The organism is Kitasatospora sp. Xyl93 (assembly GCF_055383135.1).
Genome location: NZ_AP029185.1, coordinates 6,767,158 through 6,784,305 on the forward strand (window position 1 = coordinate 6,767,158; position 17,148 = coordinate 6,784,305).

General features: G+C 73.4%; 16 protein-coding genes. 7 read left to right on the forward strand and 9 right to left on the reverse strand.

What is annotated here, in order from left to right; translation table 11 throughout:
• Window positions 1-117 precede the first annotated feature (117 nt).
• Both ACZ5GH_RS29420 and ACZ5GH_RS29425 read right to left on the reverse strand, forming a co-directional pair.
• On the reverse strand, window positions 118-903 hold the full coding sequence (locus ACZ5GH_RS29420; protein WP_464335783.1) for a hypothetical protein: 786 nt from the start codon (window positions 901-903) through the stop codon (window positions 118-120).
• A 174-nt stretch (window positions 904-1,077) separates the two neighbouring features.
• The gene (locus ACZ5GH_RS29425) at window positions 1,078-1,875 is read right to left on the reverse strand and encodes an IclR family transcriptional regulator (RefSeq protein ID WP_387756772.1); all 798 of its coding nucleotides are present in this window, start codon (window positions 1,873-1,875) and stop codon (window positions 1,078-1,080) included.
• Window positions 1,876-2,148: 273 nt separating this feature from the next.
• Here ACZ5GH_RS29425 and aceB point away from each other — a divergent pair, with 273 nt between their 5' ends.
• Complete coding sequence (gene aceB / locus ACZ5GH_RS29430; protein ID WP_464335784.1) at window positions 2,149-3,828, forward strand: malate synthase A; 1,680 nt, start codon at window positions 2,149-2,151, stop codon at window positions 3,826-3,828.
• A gap of 95 nt (window positions 3,829-3,923) precedes the next feature.
• Window positions 3,924-4,325: an allophanate hydrolase-related protein gene (locus ACZ5GH_RS29435; protein ID WP_464335785.1), complete on the forward strand. Its 402-nt coding sequence runs from the start codon at window positions 3,924-3,926 to the stop codon at window positions 4,323-4,325.
• Between the two features lie 267 nt (window positions 4,326-4,592).
• On the opposite strand, the gene ACZ5GH_RS29440 is transcribed toward ACZ5GH_RS29435, so the two are convergent.
• The 7 genes from ACZ5GH_RS29440 to ACZ5GH_RS29470 form a co-directional block, all read right to left on the reverse strand.
• On the reverse strand, window positions 4,593-5,978 hold the full coding sequence (locus ACZ5GH_RS29440) for an 8-oxoguanine deaminase (RefSeq protein WP_387756769.1): 1,386 nt from the start codon (window positions 5,976-5,978) through the stop codon (window positions 4,593-4,595).
• 69 nt (window positions 5,979-6,047) lie between these two features.
• The gene (locus ACZ5GH_RS29445) at window positions 6,048-7,625 is read right to left on the reverse strand and encodes a nucleobase:cation symporter-2 family protein (RefSeq protein ID WP_387756768.1); all 1,578 of its coding nucleotides are present in this window, start codon (window positions 7,623-7,625) and stop codon (window positions 6,048-6,050) included.
• A 298-nt stretch (window positions 7,626-7,923) separates the two neighbouring features.
• Window positions 7,924-8,844, reverse strand: coding sequence for a factor-independent urate hydroxylase (gene pucL / locus ACZ5GH_RS29450; RefSeq protein ID WP_387756767.1), 921 nt, complete (start codon window positions 8,842-8,844; stop codon window positions 7,924-7,926).
• 35 nt (window positions 8,845-8,879) lie between these two features.
• Window positions 8,880-9,215: a hydroxyisourate hydrolase gene (gene uraH, locus ACZ5GH_RS29455; RefSeq protein ID WP_387756766.1), complete on the reverse strand. Its 336-nt coding sequence runs from the start codon at window positions 9,213-9,215 to the stop codon at window positions 8,880-8,882.
• A 149-nt stretch (window positions 9,216-9,364) separates the two neighbouring features.
• Window positions 9,365-9,877 carry a 2-oxo-4-hydroxy-4-carboxy-5-ureidoimidazoline decarboxylase gene (gene uraD, locus ACZ5GH_RS29460; protein ID WP_464335786.1) on the reverse strand — a complete coding sequence of 171 codons (513 nt, stop codon included), beginning with the start codon at window positions 9,875-9,877 and terminating at the stop codon, window positions 9,365-9,367.
• A 248-nt stretch (window positions 9,878-10,125) separates the two neighbouring features.
• Window positions 10,126-10,506 carry a helix-turn-helix domain-containing protein gene (locus ACZ5GH_RS29465; RefSeq protein WP_387756764.1) on the reverse strand — a complete coding sequence of 127 codons (381 nt, stop codon included), beginning with the start codon at window positions 10,504-10,506 and terminating at the stop codon, window positions 10,126-10,128.
• Window positions 10,503-10,748, reverse strand: a complete 246-nt coding sequence (locus ACZ5GH_RS29470; protein WP_387756827.1) for a thiamine-binding protein — start codon at window positions 10,746-10,748, stop codon at window positions 10,503-10,505. Before ACZ5GH_RS29470 ends, ACZ5GH_RS29465 begins: the two co-directional genes overlap by 4 nt.
• A 214-nt stretch (window positions 10,749-10,962) precedes the next feature.
• Here ACZ5GH_RS29470 and ACZ5GH_RS29475 point away from each other — a divergent pair, with 214 nt between their 5' ends.
• The 5 genes from ACZ5GH_RS29475 (at window position 10,963) to alc (ending at window position 17,128) form a co-directional block, all read left to right on the forward strand.
• Window positions 10,963-11,808 carry a TIM barrel protein gene (locus ACZ5GH_RS29475; RefSeq protein ID WP_387756763.1) on the forward strand — a complete coding sequence of 282 codons (846 nt, stop codon included), beginning with the start codon at window positions 10,963-10,965 and terminating at the stop codon, window positions 11,806-11,808.
• Between the two features lie 75 nt (window positions 11,809-11,883).
• A complete protein-coding gene (locus tag ACZ5GH_RS29480) occupies window positions 11,884-12,771 on the forward strand; it encodes a 2-hydroxy-3-oxopropionate reductase (protein WP_387756762.1) in 888 nt (295 codons plus the stop codon).
• A 350-nt stretch (window positions 12,772-13,121) separates the two neighbouring features.
• On the forward strand, window positions 13,122-14,264 hold the full coding sequence (locus ACZ5GH_RS29485; RefSeq protein WP_464335787.1) for a glycerate kinase: 1,143 nt from the start codon (window positions 13,122-13,124) through the stop codon (window positions 14,262-14,264).
• Window positions 14,265-14,532: 268 nt separating this feature from the next.
• Window positions 14,533-15,921: an allantoinase AllB gene (gene allB / locus ACZ5GH_RS29490; RefSeq protein ID WP_387756760.1), complete on the forward strand. Its 1,389-nt coding sequence runs from the start codon at window positions 14,533-14,535 to the stop codon at window positions 15,919-15,921.
• A gap of 10 nt (window positions 15,922-15,931) precedes the next feature.
• On the forward strand, window positions 15,932-17,128 hold the full coding sequence (alc, locus tag ACZ5GH_RS29495; protein WP_387756759.1) for an allantoicase: 1,197 nt from the start codon (window positions 15,932-15,934) through the stop codon (window positions 17,126-17,128).
• The last annotated feature ends 20 nt before the right edge of the window (window positions 17,129-17,148 follow it).

Genomic DNA, 17,148 nt, shown 5'->3' on the forward strand with positions numbered 1-17,148 from the left:
GGCACGGGCGGGCGCCGCGCGGCGTCCGGGCCCGGCGGACCGCCCCGCCGGCCGGAGGATCCCGCAGACAGGAGGATCCCGCCGGTAGGACCGCTCCTACCGGCGGGACCAAGTGGCTCAGGAACGGGCGATCCTCTCGACCACCGTGATGTCGAACGGCTGCCGGTTGTTGGACTCGTTCCGGTCGTCCGCACTGCGCACCGTGACCGCTCCGCCGCCCAACCTGCCCGCCGGCAGCCGCGGGTCGAGCCGGACCGGGATGAGGGCGGTCGCGCTGCGCGCCTCTCGCAGACCCGGGCCGAACACGCACCGCACGATGCGGCCGTGGGCCGTCACCTGGCAGTCGGACGGGAAGTACGGGCCCTCCGTGGTGACGCCCTCCGGCAGGGCGACCACGACCGTGAACGGGGACGCGGTGGTGTCCGGGCCCCCGTTGCCGACGAAGGCGTGGATGGTGGTGGTGCCGCCGGGGGTGGCCGGGTCCGGGTCGAGCCTGACCACCTCCAGGTCGGAGTCGGAGGTCCGGGCGGCGGCCGGCGCGGGCAGGGTGGACGCCTGGGGCGTCGACGGTGCGGGCAGGGTGGAGGCCTCGGGCGTCGACGGTGCGGGCAGGGTGGTCGCCTCGGGCGTCGACGGTGCGGGCAGGGTGGTCGCCGGGGGTGCGCCCGCCGTGACCTCCAGCGCGGGCCGGGGCTCGGGCCGCCGCAGCGCCCAGGACGGGTCGCCGGCCAGCACCATCACCGCGCACCCCGCCGCCACGGCCGCGACCAGCCCGGCCCCGCCGGACCTCCGCCCTCTCGCGGTGCGCCGCCCGCCACGGTGCGGCCCCTCCTCACCCGGTGCGTCGCCGTCCCTTGCGTCGACCCGCACGCCGTCCCGCACGCCCCGGTGCTGCTGCTCCATCCCCGCTCACCCTGCCCTCGCATCCCGGCCGCCCGCGCCGTTGCGGGCCGCGTCGGCACCAGGGTGGCGGAGCCGCCGCCCGAGCCCGGTGACAACCCGCCCGTCGTCCGCCCGAACGGATGACGTGACGGGCCGTCCCGACCGGGCCGGCCGACAGCGGGGGCTGACGAGCGGTCAGGGCGCGAGGACCTGCCCCAGCCGGGTCGCGATCTGCTGCATCACCGGTACCAGCGAGGCGGCCCCGGCAGGTTCCTCCAGGGCCCGGATGCGGGCCTCCGGTCCGGAGACCGAGAGGGCGGTGGGCGTCGGCGCGCCCGGGACGGCGAGCGCGATGCAGCGGACGCCGATCTCCTGCTCCTGGTCGTCGACCACGTAGCCGCGCTCGCGCGCCTCGGCGAGCTGGCGCATCAGCTCCTGCGGATCGGTGACCGTGTACTCGGTGTGCGCGGGCAGCGGATTGGGGCCGAGGACGGCGCGTGCCTCGTCCTCGGGCAACTGGGCGAGCAGCGCCTTGCCGACGCCGGTGCAGTGCGGCTGCACCCGTCGGCCGACCTCGGTGAACATCCGCATCGAGCGGCGCGACTGCACCTGGCCGACGTACACCACCTCGCCGCCCTCCAGCACCGCCAGGTTGGCGGTCTCGCCGGTGGCTTCCATGAGCTCGGCCAGGTACGGGCGGGCCCAGCTGCCGAGCAGTCGGCCGGCCGTCTCGCCGAGGCGGATCAGCCGGGGGCCGAGGGTGTAGCGGCGCGCGGTGTCCTGGCGGACATAGCCCTGCTGGACGAGGGTACGAACCAGTCGGTGGATGGTCGGCATCGGGAGGCCGGAGGTGGTGGAGAGCTCGCTGAGCGTGGCCACGCCGCCGGAGTCGGCCAGCGCCTCCAGGAGTTGGAAGGCGCGCTCGACGGACTGCACGCCGCCGCCGGTGCGGTCGGCGCCTGTCGTCGATGCTGGGTCGGGGGTCGCAACCACCGGCGTTCCCTTCGCTGTCGGGGAGGAGTGGAGTCCCGGCGATCTCTTCAACAAATCGTTGAAATTCTGTATCGCGGAAACTAGTCTCCACCTTACAGAATCGAGCTCGCCGACTCGGCGGTCCCGATCGAGGAAGTCCCCAGCGAGTCCCCGAGTGAGTTCGCCGAGCGTCGCCGATCGACTTCGCCGAGCGAGTTCCCGGAGAAGTTCCCGGAAGGAGTTCCCGCCGGAGCTTCCTTCGCCAGGCCCAACCGTCTTAGGAGTGTCCTGCTCATGGCTGCAGATCAGGGGCCCTCGCCCAGCCTCCGGCCGGGGGTACCCCCAACCGCTTCCACCGCCGCTCCGGTCGTCACCGTCGACGGCCCCCGCGTCCACCGGGCGGAGGAGGTGCTCACGCCCGAGGCGGTCGCCTTCGTCGCCGGGCTCCACCGCGCCTTCGAGGGGCGGCGGCAGGAACTGCTGGCCCGGCGCAGGACCCGTCGCGCCGAGATCGCCGCCACCGGCACGCTCGACTTCCTCCCCGAGACCGCCGCGATCCGGGCCGGGGACTGGAAGGTCGCCGGGGCGCCCCGCGCACTCCAGGACCGCCGGGTCGAGATCACCGGCCCGACCGACCGCAAGATGGTCGTCAACGCGCTCAACTCCGGGGCGAAGGTGTGGCTCGCCGACTTCGAGGACGCCACCTCCCCGACCTGGGAGAACGTGGTCGGCGGCCAGGTCAACCTGATCGACGCCTTCGAAGGCCGGATCGACTTCACCAGTGAGACCGGCAAGGCGTACACCCTCAAGCCCGCCGCCGAACTCGCCACCGTCGTGGTCCGCCCGCGCGGCTGGCACCTGGACGAGAACCACCTGCTGGTCGACGGCACCCCGGTGGCCGGCGCGTTCGTCGACTTCGGCCTCTACTTCTTCCACAACGCGGCCCGGCTGCTGGCCAGGGGCGCCGACGACCCCAACTCCGGTCCGTACTTCTACCTGCCGAAGACCGAGAGCCACCTCGAGGCCCGGCTGTGGAACGACGTGTTCACCCATGCCCAGGCCGAACTCGGCATCCCGTACGGCACGATCCGGGCGACGGTGCTGATCGAGACCATCACCGCCGCGTTCGAGATGGACGAGATCCTCCACGAGCTGCGCGACCACGCGGCCGGGCTCAACGCCGGGCGCTGGGACTACCTGTTCTCGATCGTCAAGAACTTCCGCGACGCGGGCGTGCACTACATCCTGCCGGACCGCAACAGCGTCACCATGGCCTCGCCGTTCATGGCCGCCTACACCCGGCTGCTGGTGCGGACCTGCCACCGGCGCGGTGCCCACGCGATCGGCGGCATGGCCGCGTTCATCCCGAGCCGCCGCGACCCCGAGGTCAACGCGGCCGTGCTGGAGAAGGTAAAGGCGGACAAGGACCGCGAGGCCGGCAACGGCTTCGACGGCTCCTGGGTCGCCCACCCCGACCTGGTGCCGGTCGCCCGGGCCTGCTTCGACGCGGTGCTCGGCGAGCGCCCCCACCAGAAGGACGACCCCGGCCCGGCGGAGCCGGTGACCGCCGCCCAGCTGCTCGACGTCGCCGGAGCCGGTGGCACCTGCACCCGCGCGGGGCTGCACAACGCCGTCCAGGTCGGCATCCGCTACATCGAGGCCTGGCTGCGCGGAGTGGGTGCGGTCGGCATCTTCAACATGATGGAGGACGCCGCCACCGCCGAGATCTCCCGCTCGCAGATCTGGCAGTGGATCCACAACGGGGTCGTGCTGTCGGACACCGGTGAGAAGGCCACCGCGGAGCTGGTCCGCGCGCTGGTCGCGGCGGAGCTGGCCGAACTCCTCGCGGAGCTGGGCGAGGAGGCCTACGGTGCGGGCCGCTGGCGCGAGGCCGCCCAGCTCTTCGAACAGGTCGCCCTGGCCGAGGAGTTCGTGGAATTCCTGACCCTCCCCGCGCTTCCTCTGCTGGGCTGAGCCCGGCGGTCCACCCCTTCGTTCCGTACGGCGACGAGTCCGGCCGTCCTCTCCTCGCCGTGCGGAACGGTCTTTTCCACGTAAGGAGTTCACCCATGGCGCGCATGTTCTTCAACGGCCAGGCGATGGTCGGCGGCCCCTTCCACGCCAAGGTCGCCGACTCGCTGATCGGGCCGGCCCGGACCGCCCCCGGCTACCGCTTCTTCTCCATCGACCACAGCGGTGGTACGGACGTCTGCCCGGGGCTGCTGGCGGACCCGGAGGCGGACACCGCCATCCAGGGCGAGCTGTACGACATTCCCCTGGAACGGCTGCGGGACGTCATCCTGCCGGGCGAACCGCGGGAGCTGGAGCTGGGGGTGATCGAGCTGGAGGACGGGTCCGCGTGCCTGTCGATGCTGCTCTCCCGGGGCGAGCTGGAGCGCGGCGTCCACCGCGAGATCACCCACCACGGCGGCTGGCGCGCCTACCTGGCGTCGATCGGGCGGACGGCCTGACGGGGGAGCGGGCAGCGGGCGGCGGGCAGCGGGCAGCCGGGAAGACAGAGAACAGGAAACAGAGAACAGAGTTCAGCGAACAGATGATGAAAGTTGTCAGCTGTTCGCTGAACTCTGTCAGCTGAACTCCGTCCGCTGAACCCTGTCCGCCGAACGCCGCGGCCCCGGACCCTCGCCGTGGGTCCGGGGCCGCGGTCCGCACACCCGTCGGGTGTACGGAGCCGGGGGCGCACCGTCCCTGGGCGTCCCCGGAGCGCGGGGTGGGCGTCAGACCGGACGGGCCGCCAGCTCGCGGGCGGCCCGGGCGCAGTCCAGCGCGATCCGGTCCTCGTCGACGGTGGTCAGCCGCCCCTTCTCGACCACCGCGTTGCCGTTGACGAACAGCACCGACAGCGGCGGCAGCGCCCCGAAGGTGAGCGCGGCGACCGGGTCGGCGATGGACGAGTGCATGATCCCGTCGACCTTCCACAGCGCCAGGTCGGCGAGCTTGCCGACCTCGATCGAGCCGATCTCGTCCTGCCGGCCGAGCACCCGGGCGCCGCCCATGGTGCCCAGGCGCAGCGCCTGCCGCCCGGTCAGCGCGGTGGGGGAGCCGTGCAGCCGGTTGATCAGCAGGGCGTTGCGCAGCTCCGTCCCCAGCTCGCCGGACTCGTTGGACGCGGTGCCGTCCACCCCGAGCCCGACCGGGACGCCGGCCCGGATCATGTCGGGCACCCGGGCGATGCCGGCCGCCAACCGGGCGTTGGAGGACGGGCAGTGGGCGACGCCGGTGCCGGTCTCGGCGAACTTGGCGATGTCGGAGTCGTCCATGTGGACGCAGTGCGCCATCCAGACGTCCTCGCCGAGCCAGCCCACCGACTCGAAGTAGTCGGTCGGCCCCATGCCGAACAGTTCCTTGCAGAACCGCTCCTCCTCGGCGGTCTCCGAGCCGTGGGTGTGCAGCCGGACGCCCTTGCTGCGGGCGAGTTCGGCCGACCGGCGGAGCAGCTCGGTGGAGACCGAGAAGGGCGAGCAGGGTGCGAGCGCGACGTGCAGCATCGAGCCGAACGAGGAGTCGTGGTACCGGTCCACGGCGGCCTCGGAGGCGGTCAGGATGGCGTCCAGTTCCTCGACCGCGTGGTCCGGCGGCAGCCCGCCGTCCTTCTTGGAGCGGTCCATCGAGCCGCGCAGCGCGGTGAATCGCAGGCCGAGTTCCCGGACGGCCTCGACGGAGGCGCCGAGGACGTCGCCGCCGTCCTTCGGGAACACGTAGTGGTGGTCGGAGGCGGTGGTGCAGCCGGACTTGAGCAGTGCGGCGGCGGAGCCCTGGCTCGCGGCGTGGACGAGTTTCTCGTCGATCCGCGCCCAGGTCGGGTAGAGGGCGACCAGCCAGTCGAACAGGATGTCGTCCTGGGCCAGGCCGCGGGTGATCCACTGGTAGAAGTGGTGGTGGGTGTTGACCAGTCCGGGGGTGGCGAGGTGGCCCTGGCCGTCGATCCGGCGCACCACGTTGTCCAGCCACGCGGGGGCGGGCCCGGCGCCCACCGCCTCGATGGTGTTGCCGAGGAGGACGACGTGGCCGCGGGCGTACTCGGTGTCGTTCGCGTCCACGGTGGCGATCGCGACGTTCTCGATCACGATCCGCTGGTCGGCGGGCGGGGGCTGGACTGCCATGGTGTGACTCCTAGGGGGAGGGACGGGAGGGGCGGGCACCGCGGGAGCACCCGCTCCTCCCGGGACCGGTCAGGACGGTGTCGCCGTCGGTGTCGTCGGTGTTGTCGGCATCGTCGGTACCGTCGGCGCCGTCGTGTCGGAGGCCGAGCCGGCCCGGGACCTGCGGCCGGCCCCGACGTGGTGGAACAGCAGGTTGAGCAGGACGGCCGTCACGCAGCCGGCCGAGATCCCCGAGTGCAGCAGGGTCCGGGCGGCCTCCGGGAAGGAGTCGTAGAACGTCGGCACGGCGATCGGGACGATGCCCACGCCGAGCGAGACCGACACCAGGATGGTGTTCGAACCGGACTCCAGGCCGGCCTCCGCGAGGGTGCGGATGCCGCTGGCCGCGACCGTGCCGAAGAGCACGATCCCGGCGCCGCCGAGGACGGGCTGCGGCACCAGGGAGACGACCGAGCCCAGCACGGGGAACAGCCCCAGCAGGACCAGGATGCCGCCGCCGGCCGCGACCACGAAGCGGCTGCGGATCCTCGTCAGCGCCACCAGCCCGATGTTCTGGGCGAAGGCGCTGGCGGCGAAGCCGTTGAAGACGGGGCTGAGCGCGGTGGCCAGGCCGTCGGCCCGCAGGCCGGCGGCGAGGGTGGGTTCGTCGGCCTCGCGGTCGACGATCCTGCCGAGCGCGAGCATGTCGGCGGTGGACTCGGTCATCGAGACGACCATGACGATGCACATCGAGACGATCGCGGCGGCGTCGAACATCGGCGCGCCGAAGTGGAACGGGGACGGGAGCGAGAAGACGTTCGCCTCCTTGACCGCGCCGAAGTCGGCGAGCCCCAGCGGGAAGGCGATCAGGGTGCCGAGCGCCAGGCCGACGAGCAGTGACAGCTGCTGCCAGAAGCCGCGCAGCAGCCGGTTGCAGAGCACCACCGCGACGAGGGTGGTCGCGGCGAGGCCGACGGCCCGCATGGAGCCGTACCCGGGGGCGCCCGGCGAGCCGCCGCGCGCCCAGTTGACCGCCACCGGAAGCAGGGACACCCCGATGAGGGTGATCACGGTGCCCTGGACGACCGGGGGGAAGAACCGGATGAGCTTGCAGAAGTACGGTGCCGCGAGGAAGCACAGCAGCCCCGCGACGATCACCGCTCCGAAGATCACCGGGAGGGCGTCCTTCGGGCCGCCCGTCCTCTCGACGGTGCCCTTGGCTATGGCGATCATGGGCGCGACCCCCGCGAAGGAGACGCCGTTCACGAACGGCAGCCGCGCGCCGATCCTCCAGACGCCGAGGGTCTGGAGCAGGGTGGCCAGTCCGGCGGTGAACAGGCTGGCCGAGATGAGCAGGGCGAGTTCGGCGGGGGAGAGCCCGACGCCGGCGCCGACGATCAGCGGGGGCGCGACGACCCCCGCGTACATCGCGGCGACGTGCTGGAGTCCGGTGGAGAGCAGCTTCGCCGGCGGCAGCAACTCGTCCACGGGGTGGGGCCCGGTCCGGGGCGGCTCGCCGGAGAGCTTGGGCGGCTCCCCGGGGAGCCTGGGCGGATCGCCGGGGAGGTGGGCCGGTGCGCCGGAGTGCTGGGCCGGTGCGCCGTCCGGGCCGGGCGTTCTTGCCGGGGTGGAACCGCCGTCTGTACTGCTGGTGTTGCTGGGTGCCATGTCGAGCCCCTCTTGTGCCCGTGGCTCCCGGCGCGCCCGTGGCGCTGGAGAGCGGCTGGTGCTGGTGCGACCGAGGGTGGGACGGCGGTGCAAGGGCCCCTCGGCGGGCCTCTCCGGTGCCCCGGGCCGGCCGCCGCGAGGCAGACACGAACTCCGGTGGGTGGGGGTGGGGTTGGAGCAACTGCTGGTACGGGTGGCGCGTGGGATGGGGCGGGTGGCGCGGCCGACCCGGACTCGGCCGGCCCGTGGGGGCCGGGGGGTGCGGCGATTCCGGGCGGTGTCCACCTGGCGGGGCGAGTCAGGCGACCGGGATGACCGGGACGACGCCCTCGCGGTGAACGGTGCCCTCGATCAGGCCGTACATGCGGTCCGCGGCGAAGTAGACCTCGTTGTCGTTCTCCAGGCCGAACGGCTCCAGATCGACCAGGAAGTGGTGCTTGTTGGGCAGTTCGAGGCGGACCTCGTCCACCTCGGCCCGGTTGTTCAGGACCCGGGTGCCCATCGCGTGCAGGGTCTGCTGCAGCGAGTAGGAGTAGGTCTCGGCGAACGCCTCCAGCAGGTGCCGCCTCACCTGGGTGTAGGAGCGGTTCCAGTGGGGCTGGGCCTCGCCGTCCGCGCCGCTGTAGCCGAACTTCCAGCGGGCGGTGACCTGGGTGGCGAGGATGCGGTCGTACGCCTCCTGGAGGGTGGTGTAGTCGTCCTTGATGTAGCCCCAGAACTCCGAGTTGGTGGAGTTCAGGACGACCAGGTCCTTCAGGCCGGAGACGACCTGGACGGACTCCCCGTCGTAGACGATCTCGCTGGTGCGGACCTCCTGGCCGCTGCGGACGAAGGAGTGGCCGACCTCCTCCGAGCCGATGAAGCGGGCCGAGCTGTCCGGCGTCCTGATCCGTTCCCAGGCGTACTCCTCGATCCGGATCCGGGCGCTGTGCACGACGCCGCGCTCGGTCTCGTCGACGAAGTGGCGCGCCAGGAGGATGCCGAACGCCTCGGCGGACTCGATGCCGTACTTCTTGGCGAAGGCGTAGACGGTGTTCTTGGTGGTGTCGGTGGGGAGGCAGTTGGCGTTGGACCCGGTGAGGTGGACGTCCTCGAACTCGCCGCGGAGCGCGACCGAGACGTTCAGGTCCTTGATCTCGTGCCGGGTGGAGTCGCGGTGGATCCGGACTATGCGGTTCTCCGCCTTGCCGTACTGGTTCTGACCGAGCAGGTGGGCCATGACGTGGCTCCTAAGCTTGTCAAGGTCGGTCGGTCCTAGCTTCCGCGGTAGACCGAGTATCCGAACGGGTTGAGCAGCAACGGCACGTGGTAGTGGTGCTGTTCGGGCGCGACCGTGAAGACGATCGAGACCTCGGGGAAGAACGGCGGCTCGGCGGACCGGAGCGCGTGGTACGCGCCGGTGTCGAAGAGCAGCCGGACGACCGAGCCCGCCTCCACGGCCGGCAGGTCCCTGACCCGGCCGTCGGAGTCCGTGGCGGAGGCGCCGAGCACCTGCCAGCCACCCTCGGTGCGCAGTGCGAGCTCGACCGGGACGCCCGCGGCCGGGTGGCCGAGGCTGGTGTCGAGCACATGGGTGGAGATGCCAGTCATGGGTGAAGTGGCCTTACTCATGGGGGAGGTGACGAGACGTCGGTCGTCACTCGTGGTCGGCGCCCGGAGACGGTGGTCGACTGCGGTCGGAGCGACGCGATGCGGGCTGGGGGCGGAAACGCAATGCGGTGACGCGAGATGACGGATCGTCAGGAGGTGTCGAGCAGCCGGTTGAGCCGGATGTCGTTGATCTTGCGCAGCTCCCCGCGGACGATCTCCGCCTCGGTGGCGGCGTCGTTGGGGTGGCGCTCGCTCAGGGCGGCGAGCATGTCGAGGGCGGTGCGGCCGGTCGCGCAGATCAGGAACACATGGCCGAACTTGGCCTCGTAGGCGGCGTTGGCCTCGTGCAGCTGGTCGAGGACCGTCCGGTCCACGCCCCGGATTCCGGCCTGTTCGCGCTCGGAGGCGGCGTCGCCGGCTATCGGCCTGCCGATCCGGGCGTGGCCGGCCATCGCGTCGCGCAGGTCCTCGGCCGTCAGTGACGCCATGGCCGCCGCGTTGGCGGCGAGCAGGGCCTCACGGTCGGACCAGGGCTTCGCCGCCGCGACGGCGGCGGCCCAGCGGGGGCTGGAGCAGACCTCCAGCAGGATCCCTTCCAGCTCGGCGGCGTCGGCGGCGGCCAGAGCGTCAAGGGCGGCAAGGGCGTGGGGGTGGTTGGTCACGAGTGGACCTCCTGAAGAGTGGTGCCACCCGGAAAAGCTAGATCGACCCCACCCGGCCGTCAACACTTTGTTGAATGGTTGGTGGTTACGTTTCGAACCGGTCCGCGCTGCCGGGCCCCCTTCGGTGTGCGATCCGCCAAGTGTGCCCCGCTGCAGGCTGATCGGGATCTGCCGCGCCGGCGGGGTCACCCGTTCGGAAACCCCCTGGGCGGGGTCCGCGTGCGCCTCGGCGCGCGTCGGGCCGGGCGTCAGGACGGCTTCGTGCCGTCCTGACGGTTCAGGTAGTTGTACACCGTGAAGCGGCTGACGCCCAGGGCCGAGGCCACGGTCTCCACGCCGTGCCGGACGGTGAAGGCGCCGCGTTCCTCCAGCAGGGCGACGACCCGCTGCTTCTCCAGCCGGTCGAGCTCGGCCAGCGGGCGGCCGTCGAACTGGCGGGTCATCTCGGCGAGCAGCCGGTCCAGCGCGCTGCTCAGGTGCGGCAGCCGGACGGCCAGGGCGGGGGCGCCCTCCCACTCCAGGACCACGTCGTCGGGCTTCGCCTCGTCCAGCGGGACGGACGTCGCGCCGACCGCGGCCAGTAGCGGCTTCACCGCCGCGGCGAGCGGGTGTTCCACGTTCCCGGTCACGGCGTCCCGTCCTCCTCGCCCAGCACGCTGACCTGGACCGAGATCCGGGTCGCCCCGGCGTCCAGGGTCTCCTTGAGCAGCTTGGTCACCGCGGCGAGGACCTTCTCGGCCTCGCCCTCGGCGCCGGTGCCGAAGGGGCCGACCGACACGGCCAGGCCGGCCTCGTCGACGGCCTTGCGGGCCGCCGCGGCGTGCTCCGGGAACGTGTCCAGTTCGAACGGTTCTGTCGTGAACTCCACCATCAATCGCACGAGGTCACTGTAGCGAGCGGGGGTGCGGGTGGGGCAGGGGGCGGCTGGCCGAGCGGCCCGGGCCCGGGCGGGACGTGCCGCCGGGTGTCTTCAACAAAATGTTGCGGCTCCCTTGACACCCGCTCGGCGGCCCGGGGATGCTTCCACCACACAGAATCCATCTTCCGGATCGTGGAAGTAGCGGATGGCGGAAGAGAGATGAGAGGTGAGCGACGTGACGGCGGCCGCCCAGCACGGCTTCACGGTCAACCTGTCGATCCTGTTCGGCGAACTGCCGCTCCTGGAACGCCCCGCCGCGGCCGCCGCGGCCGGCTTCACCGCGGCCGAACTGTGGTGGCCCTTCGGCGCGGAGCACGACCCGTCGCAGGCCGAACTGGACGCGCTGCGCAAGGCGTTCACCGACGCCGGGGTGCGGCTCACCGGCCTCAACCTCCTGGACGACCTCGGCAGGGGCGCCCGCGGCACCGTCTCGGTGCCGTCCGAGCGGGACCGCTTCCGCGCCAACGTCCCGGTCGCCACCGAACTCGCCGCCTCGCTCGGCGCCACCGCGCTCAACGCGCTGTACGGCAACCGGATCGAGGGCGTCGACCCGGCCGAGCAGGACGCGCTCGCGCTGGAGCACCTGGTGCTCGCCGCGCGGGCCGCGCACGGGATCGGCGCCGTCCTGCTGGTCGAGGCCCTGAACAGGGCCGAGTCGCCGGACTACCCGCTGGTGTCGGCCGCCGCCGCGGTCGAGGTGGTCGACCGGGTCAACGCCGCCACCGGCCTGGGGAACGCCAGGTTCCTCTGCGACCTGTACCACCTGGCCAGGAACGGCGAGGACCTGGCGGCGGTCATCGGAACCCACGCCGACCGCATCGGCCACGTGCAGATCGCCGACACCCCTGGCCGCAACGAGCCCGGCACCGGCGACCTGGACTTCGAGGACCTGTTCGCCCGGCTCACGGCCGCGGGCTACAGCGGCCCGATCGGCCTGGAGTACCGGCCCTCCACCGGCGTCAGCGCGGACAGCTTCGGGTGGTTGCCGCGCGAACTGCGCGCCGCCCGGTAGCGGCGCCGCCGGCGCCGTGCGGACCCGCCGCCCGTTCGACCTCCCTCCCCCCGCACACGTAAGGAACTCGACGCGATGAGCCGCAAGCTCGCCTTCATCGGCCTCGGCATCATGGGCAGCCCGATGGCCGCCAACCTGGTCAAGGCCGGCCACCACGTCACCGGTTTCAACCTCACCCGGCCGCCGATCGACGCCCTGGTCGCGGCCGGCGGCCACGGCGCCACCAGCATCGCGGACGCGGTGAGGGACGCCGAGGTGGTGATCACCATGGTCCCGGCCGACCCCCAGGTCGAGCAGGTCGTCCTGGGCGAGGGCGGGGTGCTGGAGCACGCCGGGCCCGGCACCCTGCTGATCGACATGTCCTCGATCACCCCGCAGACCTCGGTCAAGGTCGAGGCCGCCGCCCGGGAGAAGGGCGTCCGCACCCTGGACGCCCCGGTCTCCGGCGGTGAGGCGGGTGCCGTCGAGGCCGTACTGTCGATCATGGTCGGCGGTGCCGCCGAGGACTTCGCCGAGGCCAGGCCGCTGTTCGACGCGCTGGGCACCACGGTCGTCCACGTCGGCCCGACCGGTGCCGGCCAGACCGTCAAGGCCGCCAACCAGCTGATCGTCGCGGCCAACATCCAGGTGCTCGCCGAGGCCGTGGTGTTCCTGGAGAACGCCGGCGTCGACCTCGCGGCCGCGCTGGACGTGCTCGGCGGTGGCCTGGCCGGCTCCACCGTGCTCAACCGCAAGAAGGCGAACATGCTGAACCGCGAGTTCGCCCCCGGTTTCCGGATCGACCTGCACCACAAGGACATGGGCATCGTCACCGACGCCGCCCGCGCCGTGGGCGCCGCGCTGCCGGTCGGCGCCGTGGTGGCCCAACTGGTCGCCTCCGCCCGGGCCAACGGCGACGGCTCGCTCGACCACTCGGCGCTCCTGCGCGGCGTCGAGCGGCTCTCCGGACGCGAGGCCGGATAACGCCTCCGGGGGCTCCCGTCCGGAGCCCCCGCCCCGAACTCCTCCTGGCGGCGTGTACCCATCCGGTCGTGCCCGCGCCGCCAGGAGGTCGGACCCGACCGGCGTGCGGGCCGGGGCTCATCCGCCCGCCCGCCGGTCGACCCGGACCGGTGACGCGTACGTTCCCCCGGGGCACTTCGGTCGTGCCCGTACCCGCCGCCCGGCCCCTCCCCGCCACCGTTCCCCCCAGTGGGCCCCAGCCGCGCCAGCGGCCTCGATCGAGCGGTTCGCTGCCACCGGCCGTCCGGGCCCATGCTGGACGCACGTCGTAGTGCCACCCGCCGGACCCGTACGGAAGCGAGGACCGCGTCATGCCCCCCACCCCCCACCCGGGCCATGTGGTCGTCGCCCCCGACAAGTTCAAGGGCAGCCTGGAGGGCGCCGAGGCGGCGGCCAGGATCGCCGCCGGCATCCGGCGCGCCGCGCCCGGCACGGAGGTGCGCGAACTGCCCGTCGCCGACGGCGGCGAGGGCACCCTGGCCGCCGCGCTCGCGGCCGGGTTCACGAGGGTCCCGGCCAAGGTGACCGGCCCGACCGGGCTGCCGGTGGACGCCGCGCTGGCCGTCCGTGACGACACCGCCGTGGTCGAGCTGGCGCAGGCCGTCGGCCTCGCCCGGCTGCCCGGCGGCCGTACCGCCCCACTCGCGGCCGGGTCCTACGGGGTCGGCGAGCTGATCGCCAAGGCGGTCTCGCTCGGCGTCGGGCGGATCGTCCTGGGCCTCGGCGGCAGCGCCAGTACGGACGGCGGGGCGGGCCTGCTGCAGGCGCTCGGGGTGCGGCTGCGCGACGCCGACGGCGCCGAACTCCCGCCCGGTGGGGCGGCGTTGCGCCGGCTCGCGGAGATCGACCTCGGCCCGCTGGCCGACGCCCTGCGCGGGGTCGGGTTCGTGGTCGCCTGCGACGTGGACAACCCGCTGCTCGGGCCGCGCGGCGCCGCCGCCGTCTACGGCCCGCAGAAGGGGGCCGACGGCGAGGACCTGGTGGTCCTGGAGGAGGGGCTGACCCGGTTCGCCGACCTGGTGGCCGAGGCCACCGGGCGGGACGTCCGGGAGGCGCCCGGCGCCGGTGCCGCGGGCGGGGTGGGCTTCGCCGCCCTGGCCCTGCTCGGCGCCACCGTGCGACCCGGCATCGAGCTGCTGCTCGACCTGCTGGGCTTCGACGGGGCCGTGCGCGGGGCCCGCCTCGTCGTGACCGGCGAGGGGTGCCTGGACGCGCAGACGCTGCACGGCAAGGCCCCCGCCGGAGTCGCCGCGGCGGCCGCCCGGGCGGGGGTCCGGGTGGCCGCGGTTGCGGGCCGGCTGGAGCTCTCCGAGCCCGAGTGGCGGGCCGCCGGCTTCACCGCCGCGATCGCCCTCACCGACCTGGCCGAGCGGCCGGGGGAGAGCATGGCCAGGGCCGCCGAGCTGGCCGAACTCGCCGGGGAGCGGCTGGCCGGCCGGCTGCTGCCGCGCTGAACCCTCGTACACCCGTCCATTGACGTTTTGTTGAAGGCGGGCCTAGGCTCCCGGCAATCCCCCGCCACCGCCCGGGTTCCACCTCCCGCGTCCCCCCGCTCTCGAAGCACCGCGAAGCGCCCTGGAAGCCCCCGCGTCACCCGCGAAGCACTTCGGCGTCACCCGCGACGCACTCCCGCACAACCCGCACCACCCCCCCCGGGCACCACCCGCACCACCCGTGAAGCGCCCTCGAACCATCCCGACTCCCAGGTTCCGGAGGTCTCCCATGCCTTTCAGCCAGCCGACGGTGATCCGCTCCCGGCGGGCTGTCCTGCCCGACGGCGAGCGCCCCGCGGACGTGCTGATCCAGGACGGGAAGATCGCCAGGACGGCCCCGCACGGTGCGCTCACGGCCGACGAGGGCGGCCTGGTCGACCTCGGCGCCACCGCCCTGCTGCCCGGCCTGGTCGACACCCACGTGCACGTCAACGAGCCCGGCCGCACCGAGTGGGAGGGCTTCGCCACCGCCACCCGGGCCGCCGCGGCCGGCGGCGTCACCACGATCGTCGACATGCCGCTCAACGCGATCCCGCCCACCACCACCGTGGAGGGGCTGAAGCTCAAGCGGAAGGCCGCCGAGGGCCAGGCCTGGGTCGACCTCGGCTTCTGGGGCGGCGCCGTCCCCGGCAACGTCGCGGACCTCGAACCGCTGTACCGGGAGGGCGTGTTCGGCTTCAAGAGCTTCCTCGCCCCCTCCGGGGTGGACGAGTTCCCGCACGTCGAGGCCGCCGACCTGGCGGCGGCGCTGGCCGAGCAGGCCCGGATCGGCGCGCTGGCGATCATCCACGCCGAGGATCCGGCCGTGCTCGCCGCCGCCCCGCAGCAACCCGGCGTCCACTACCGGGACTTCCTGGCCTCCCGGCCCGCCGACGCGGAGACCGCGGCCGTCGCCCGGCTGCTCGACACGGCCCGGACGACCGGCGCCCGGGTGCACATCCTGCACGTCTCCTCCGCCGCCGTGCTGCCGCTGCTGCGACAGGCCCGCGAGGACGGCGTACGGGTGACCGCCGAGACCTGTCCGCACTACCTGACCCTGGCGGCCGAGCAGGTGCCGGACGGCGACACCGCCTTCAAGTGCTGCCCGCCGATCCGCGACGAGGCCAACCGGGACGCGCTCTGGCAGGCCCTGGCGGACGGCGAGTTCGTCGCCGTCGTCTCCGACCACTCGCCGTCCACCCCCGACCTCAAGCTGCTGCCCGAGTACGGCGGCAGTGGGGACTTCGCGGCCGCCTGGGGCGGTATCGCCTCGCTCCAGCTGGGCCTGCCGGCCGTCTGGACCGAGGCCCGCCGACGCGGCCACACGCTGGCGGACGTGGTGCGCTGGATGTCCGCCGGACCGGCCGAACTGGTCGGCCTCACCGGCACCAAGGGCGCCATCGCCGCCGGCCACGACGCGGACCTGGTCGCCTTCGACCCGGACGGCGAGTTCGCCGTCCGGACGAGCGGGCTGCACCACCGCAACCCGGTGACCCCCTACGCGGGCCGGACCCTCACCGGCGCGGTGCGTGCCACCTGGCTGCGCGGCCGCGAGGTGGATCCGGCGGCCCGGCCCTTCGGCCGGCAGCTCGCCCGGCCCCGCTCCCACCCCACCACCAACCCGTCCGAACGCGCCTAGAGGAGAGTCAGTGACCACTGCCGACACCCCGAGTGCCCGCTTCACCGAGCTGGTCGACCTGGCCTCCCGACTGCTCGGCGCGGGCGTCGTAGCCACCAACGAGGACACCTTCGCGGACGCCGAGAACCTGCTGGTCGCCGCGCCGGCCGAGTTCCGTCCGCACACCTTCGGCCACAAGGGCCAGATCATGGACGGCTGGGAGTCCAGGCGCCGCCGCGGCGTCTCCGCCGACCGGCCGCACCCCACCGACGAGGACCACGACTGGGCGATCGTCCGGCTCGGCGCCGCCGGGGTGGTCCGCGGCGTGGTCGTGGACACCGCCCACTTCACCGGCAACTACCCGGAGTCCGCCTCGGTCGAGGCCGCGTCCGTCCCCGGCCACCCGTCGCCCGAGGAGCTCCAGGCGGCCGAGTGGACCACGATCGTGCCGCGCACCGGGCTGAAGGGCGACACCGCCCACGAGTTCGCCGTCGCGGACGGCACCCGCTACACCCACGTACGGCTGAGCATCTTCCCGGACGGCGGCGTCGCCCGGCTGCGGGTGCACGGCGAGGTGCTGCCCGACCCGCGCGACCTGGACGGCCTCACCTTCGACCTGGCCGCCCAGGAGTACGGCGGCGTGGCCGAGGCGGCGTCCGACCGCTACTTCTCCTCCCCGCACAACCTGAACGCTCCCGGCCGCGCCACCGTCATGGGCGACGGTTGGGAGACCCGGCGTCGGCGCGACAAGGCCAACGACTGGGTGCGGATCGCCCTGGCCGGGGGCGGTGAGGTCCTGGCCGTCGAGGTGGACACCTCCTGCTTCGTCGCCAATGCCCCCGGCTGGGCCGACCTGACCGGCTTCGACGCCTCGACCGGGGCCGACCCGGCCCACGGCGAGTGGTTCGAACTCCTGCCCCGGACCCGGCTCCAGCCCGACACCCGGCACCGCTTCCGGCTCGCCGGCGGCCGTCCGGTGACCCACGTGCGGATCAACGTCCACCCGGACGGCGGGCTGGCCCGGCTCCGGCTCACCGGCCGTCTCACCGAGGCCGGCCGCACCGCGCTCGCGCTGCGCTGGTTCAACGCCCTTCCGGCCGCCGAGGCCGTCGCGGCCCTCACCGGAGCCGGTCGCACCGCCGACGAGGCCGCCGCGCTGACCGCGGCCCGACCGGTGGCCGATCCGGTGGCGGCCGCGGCTCTCGTCCGGAGCCTGCTCCGGATCTGACCGACCGGCAATTCCATGGC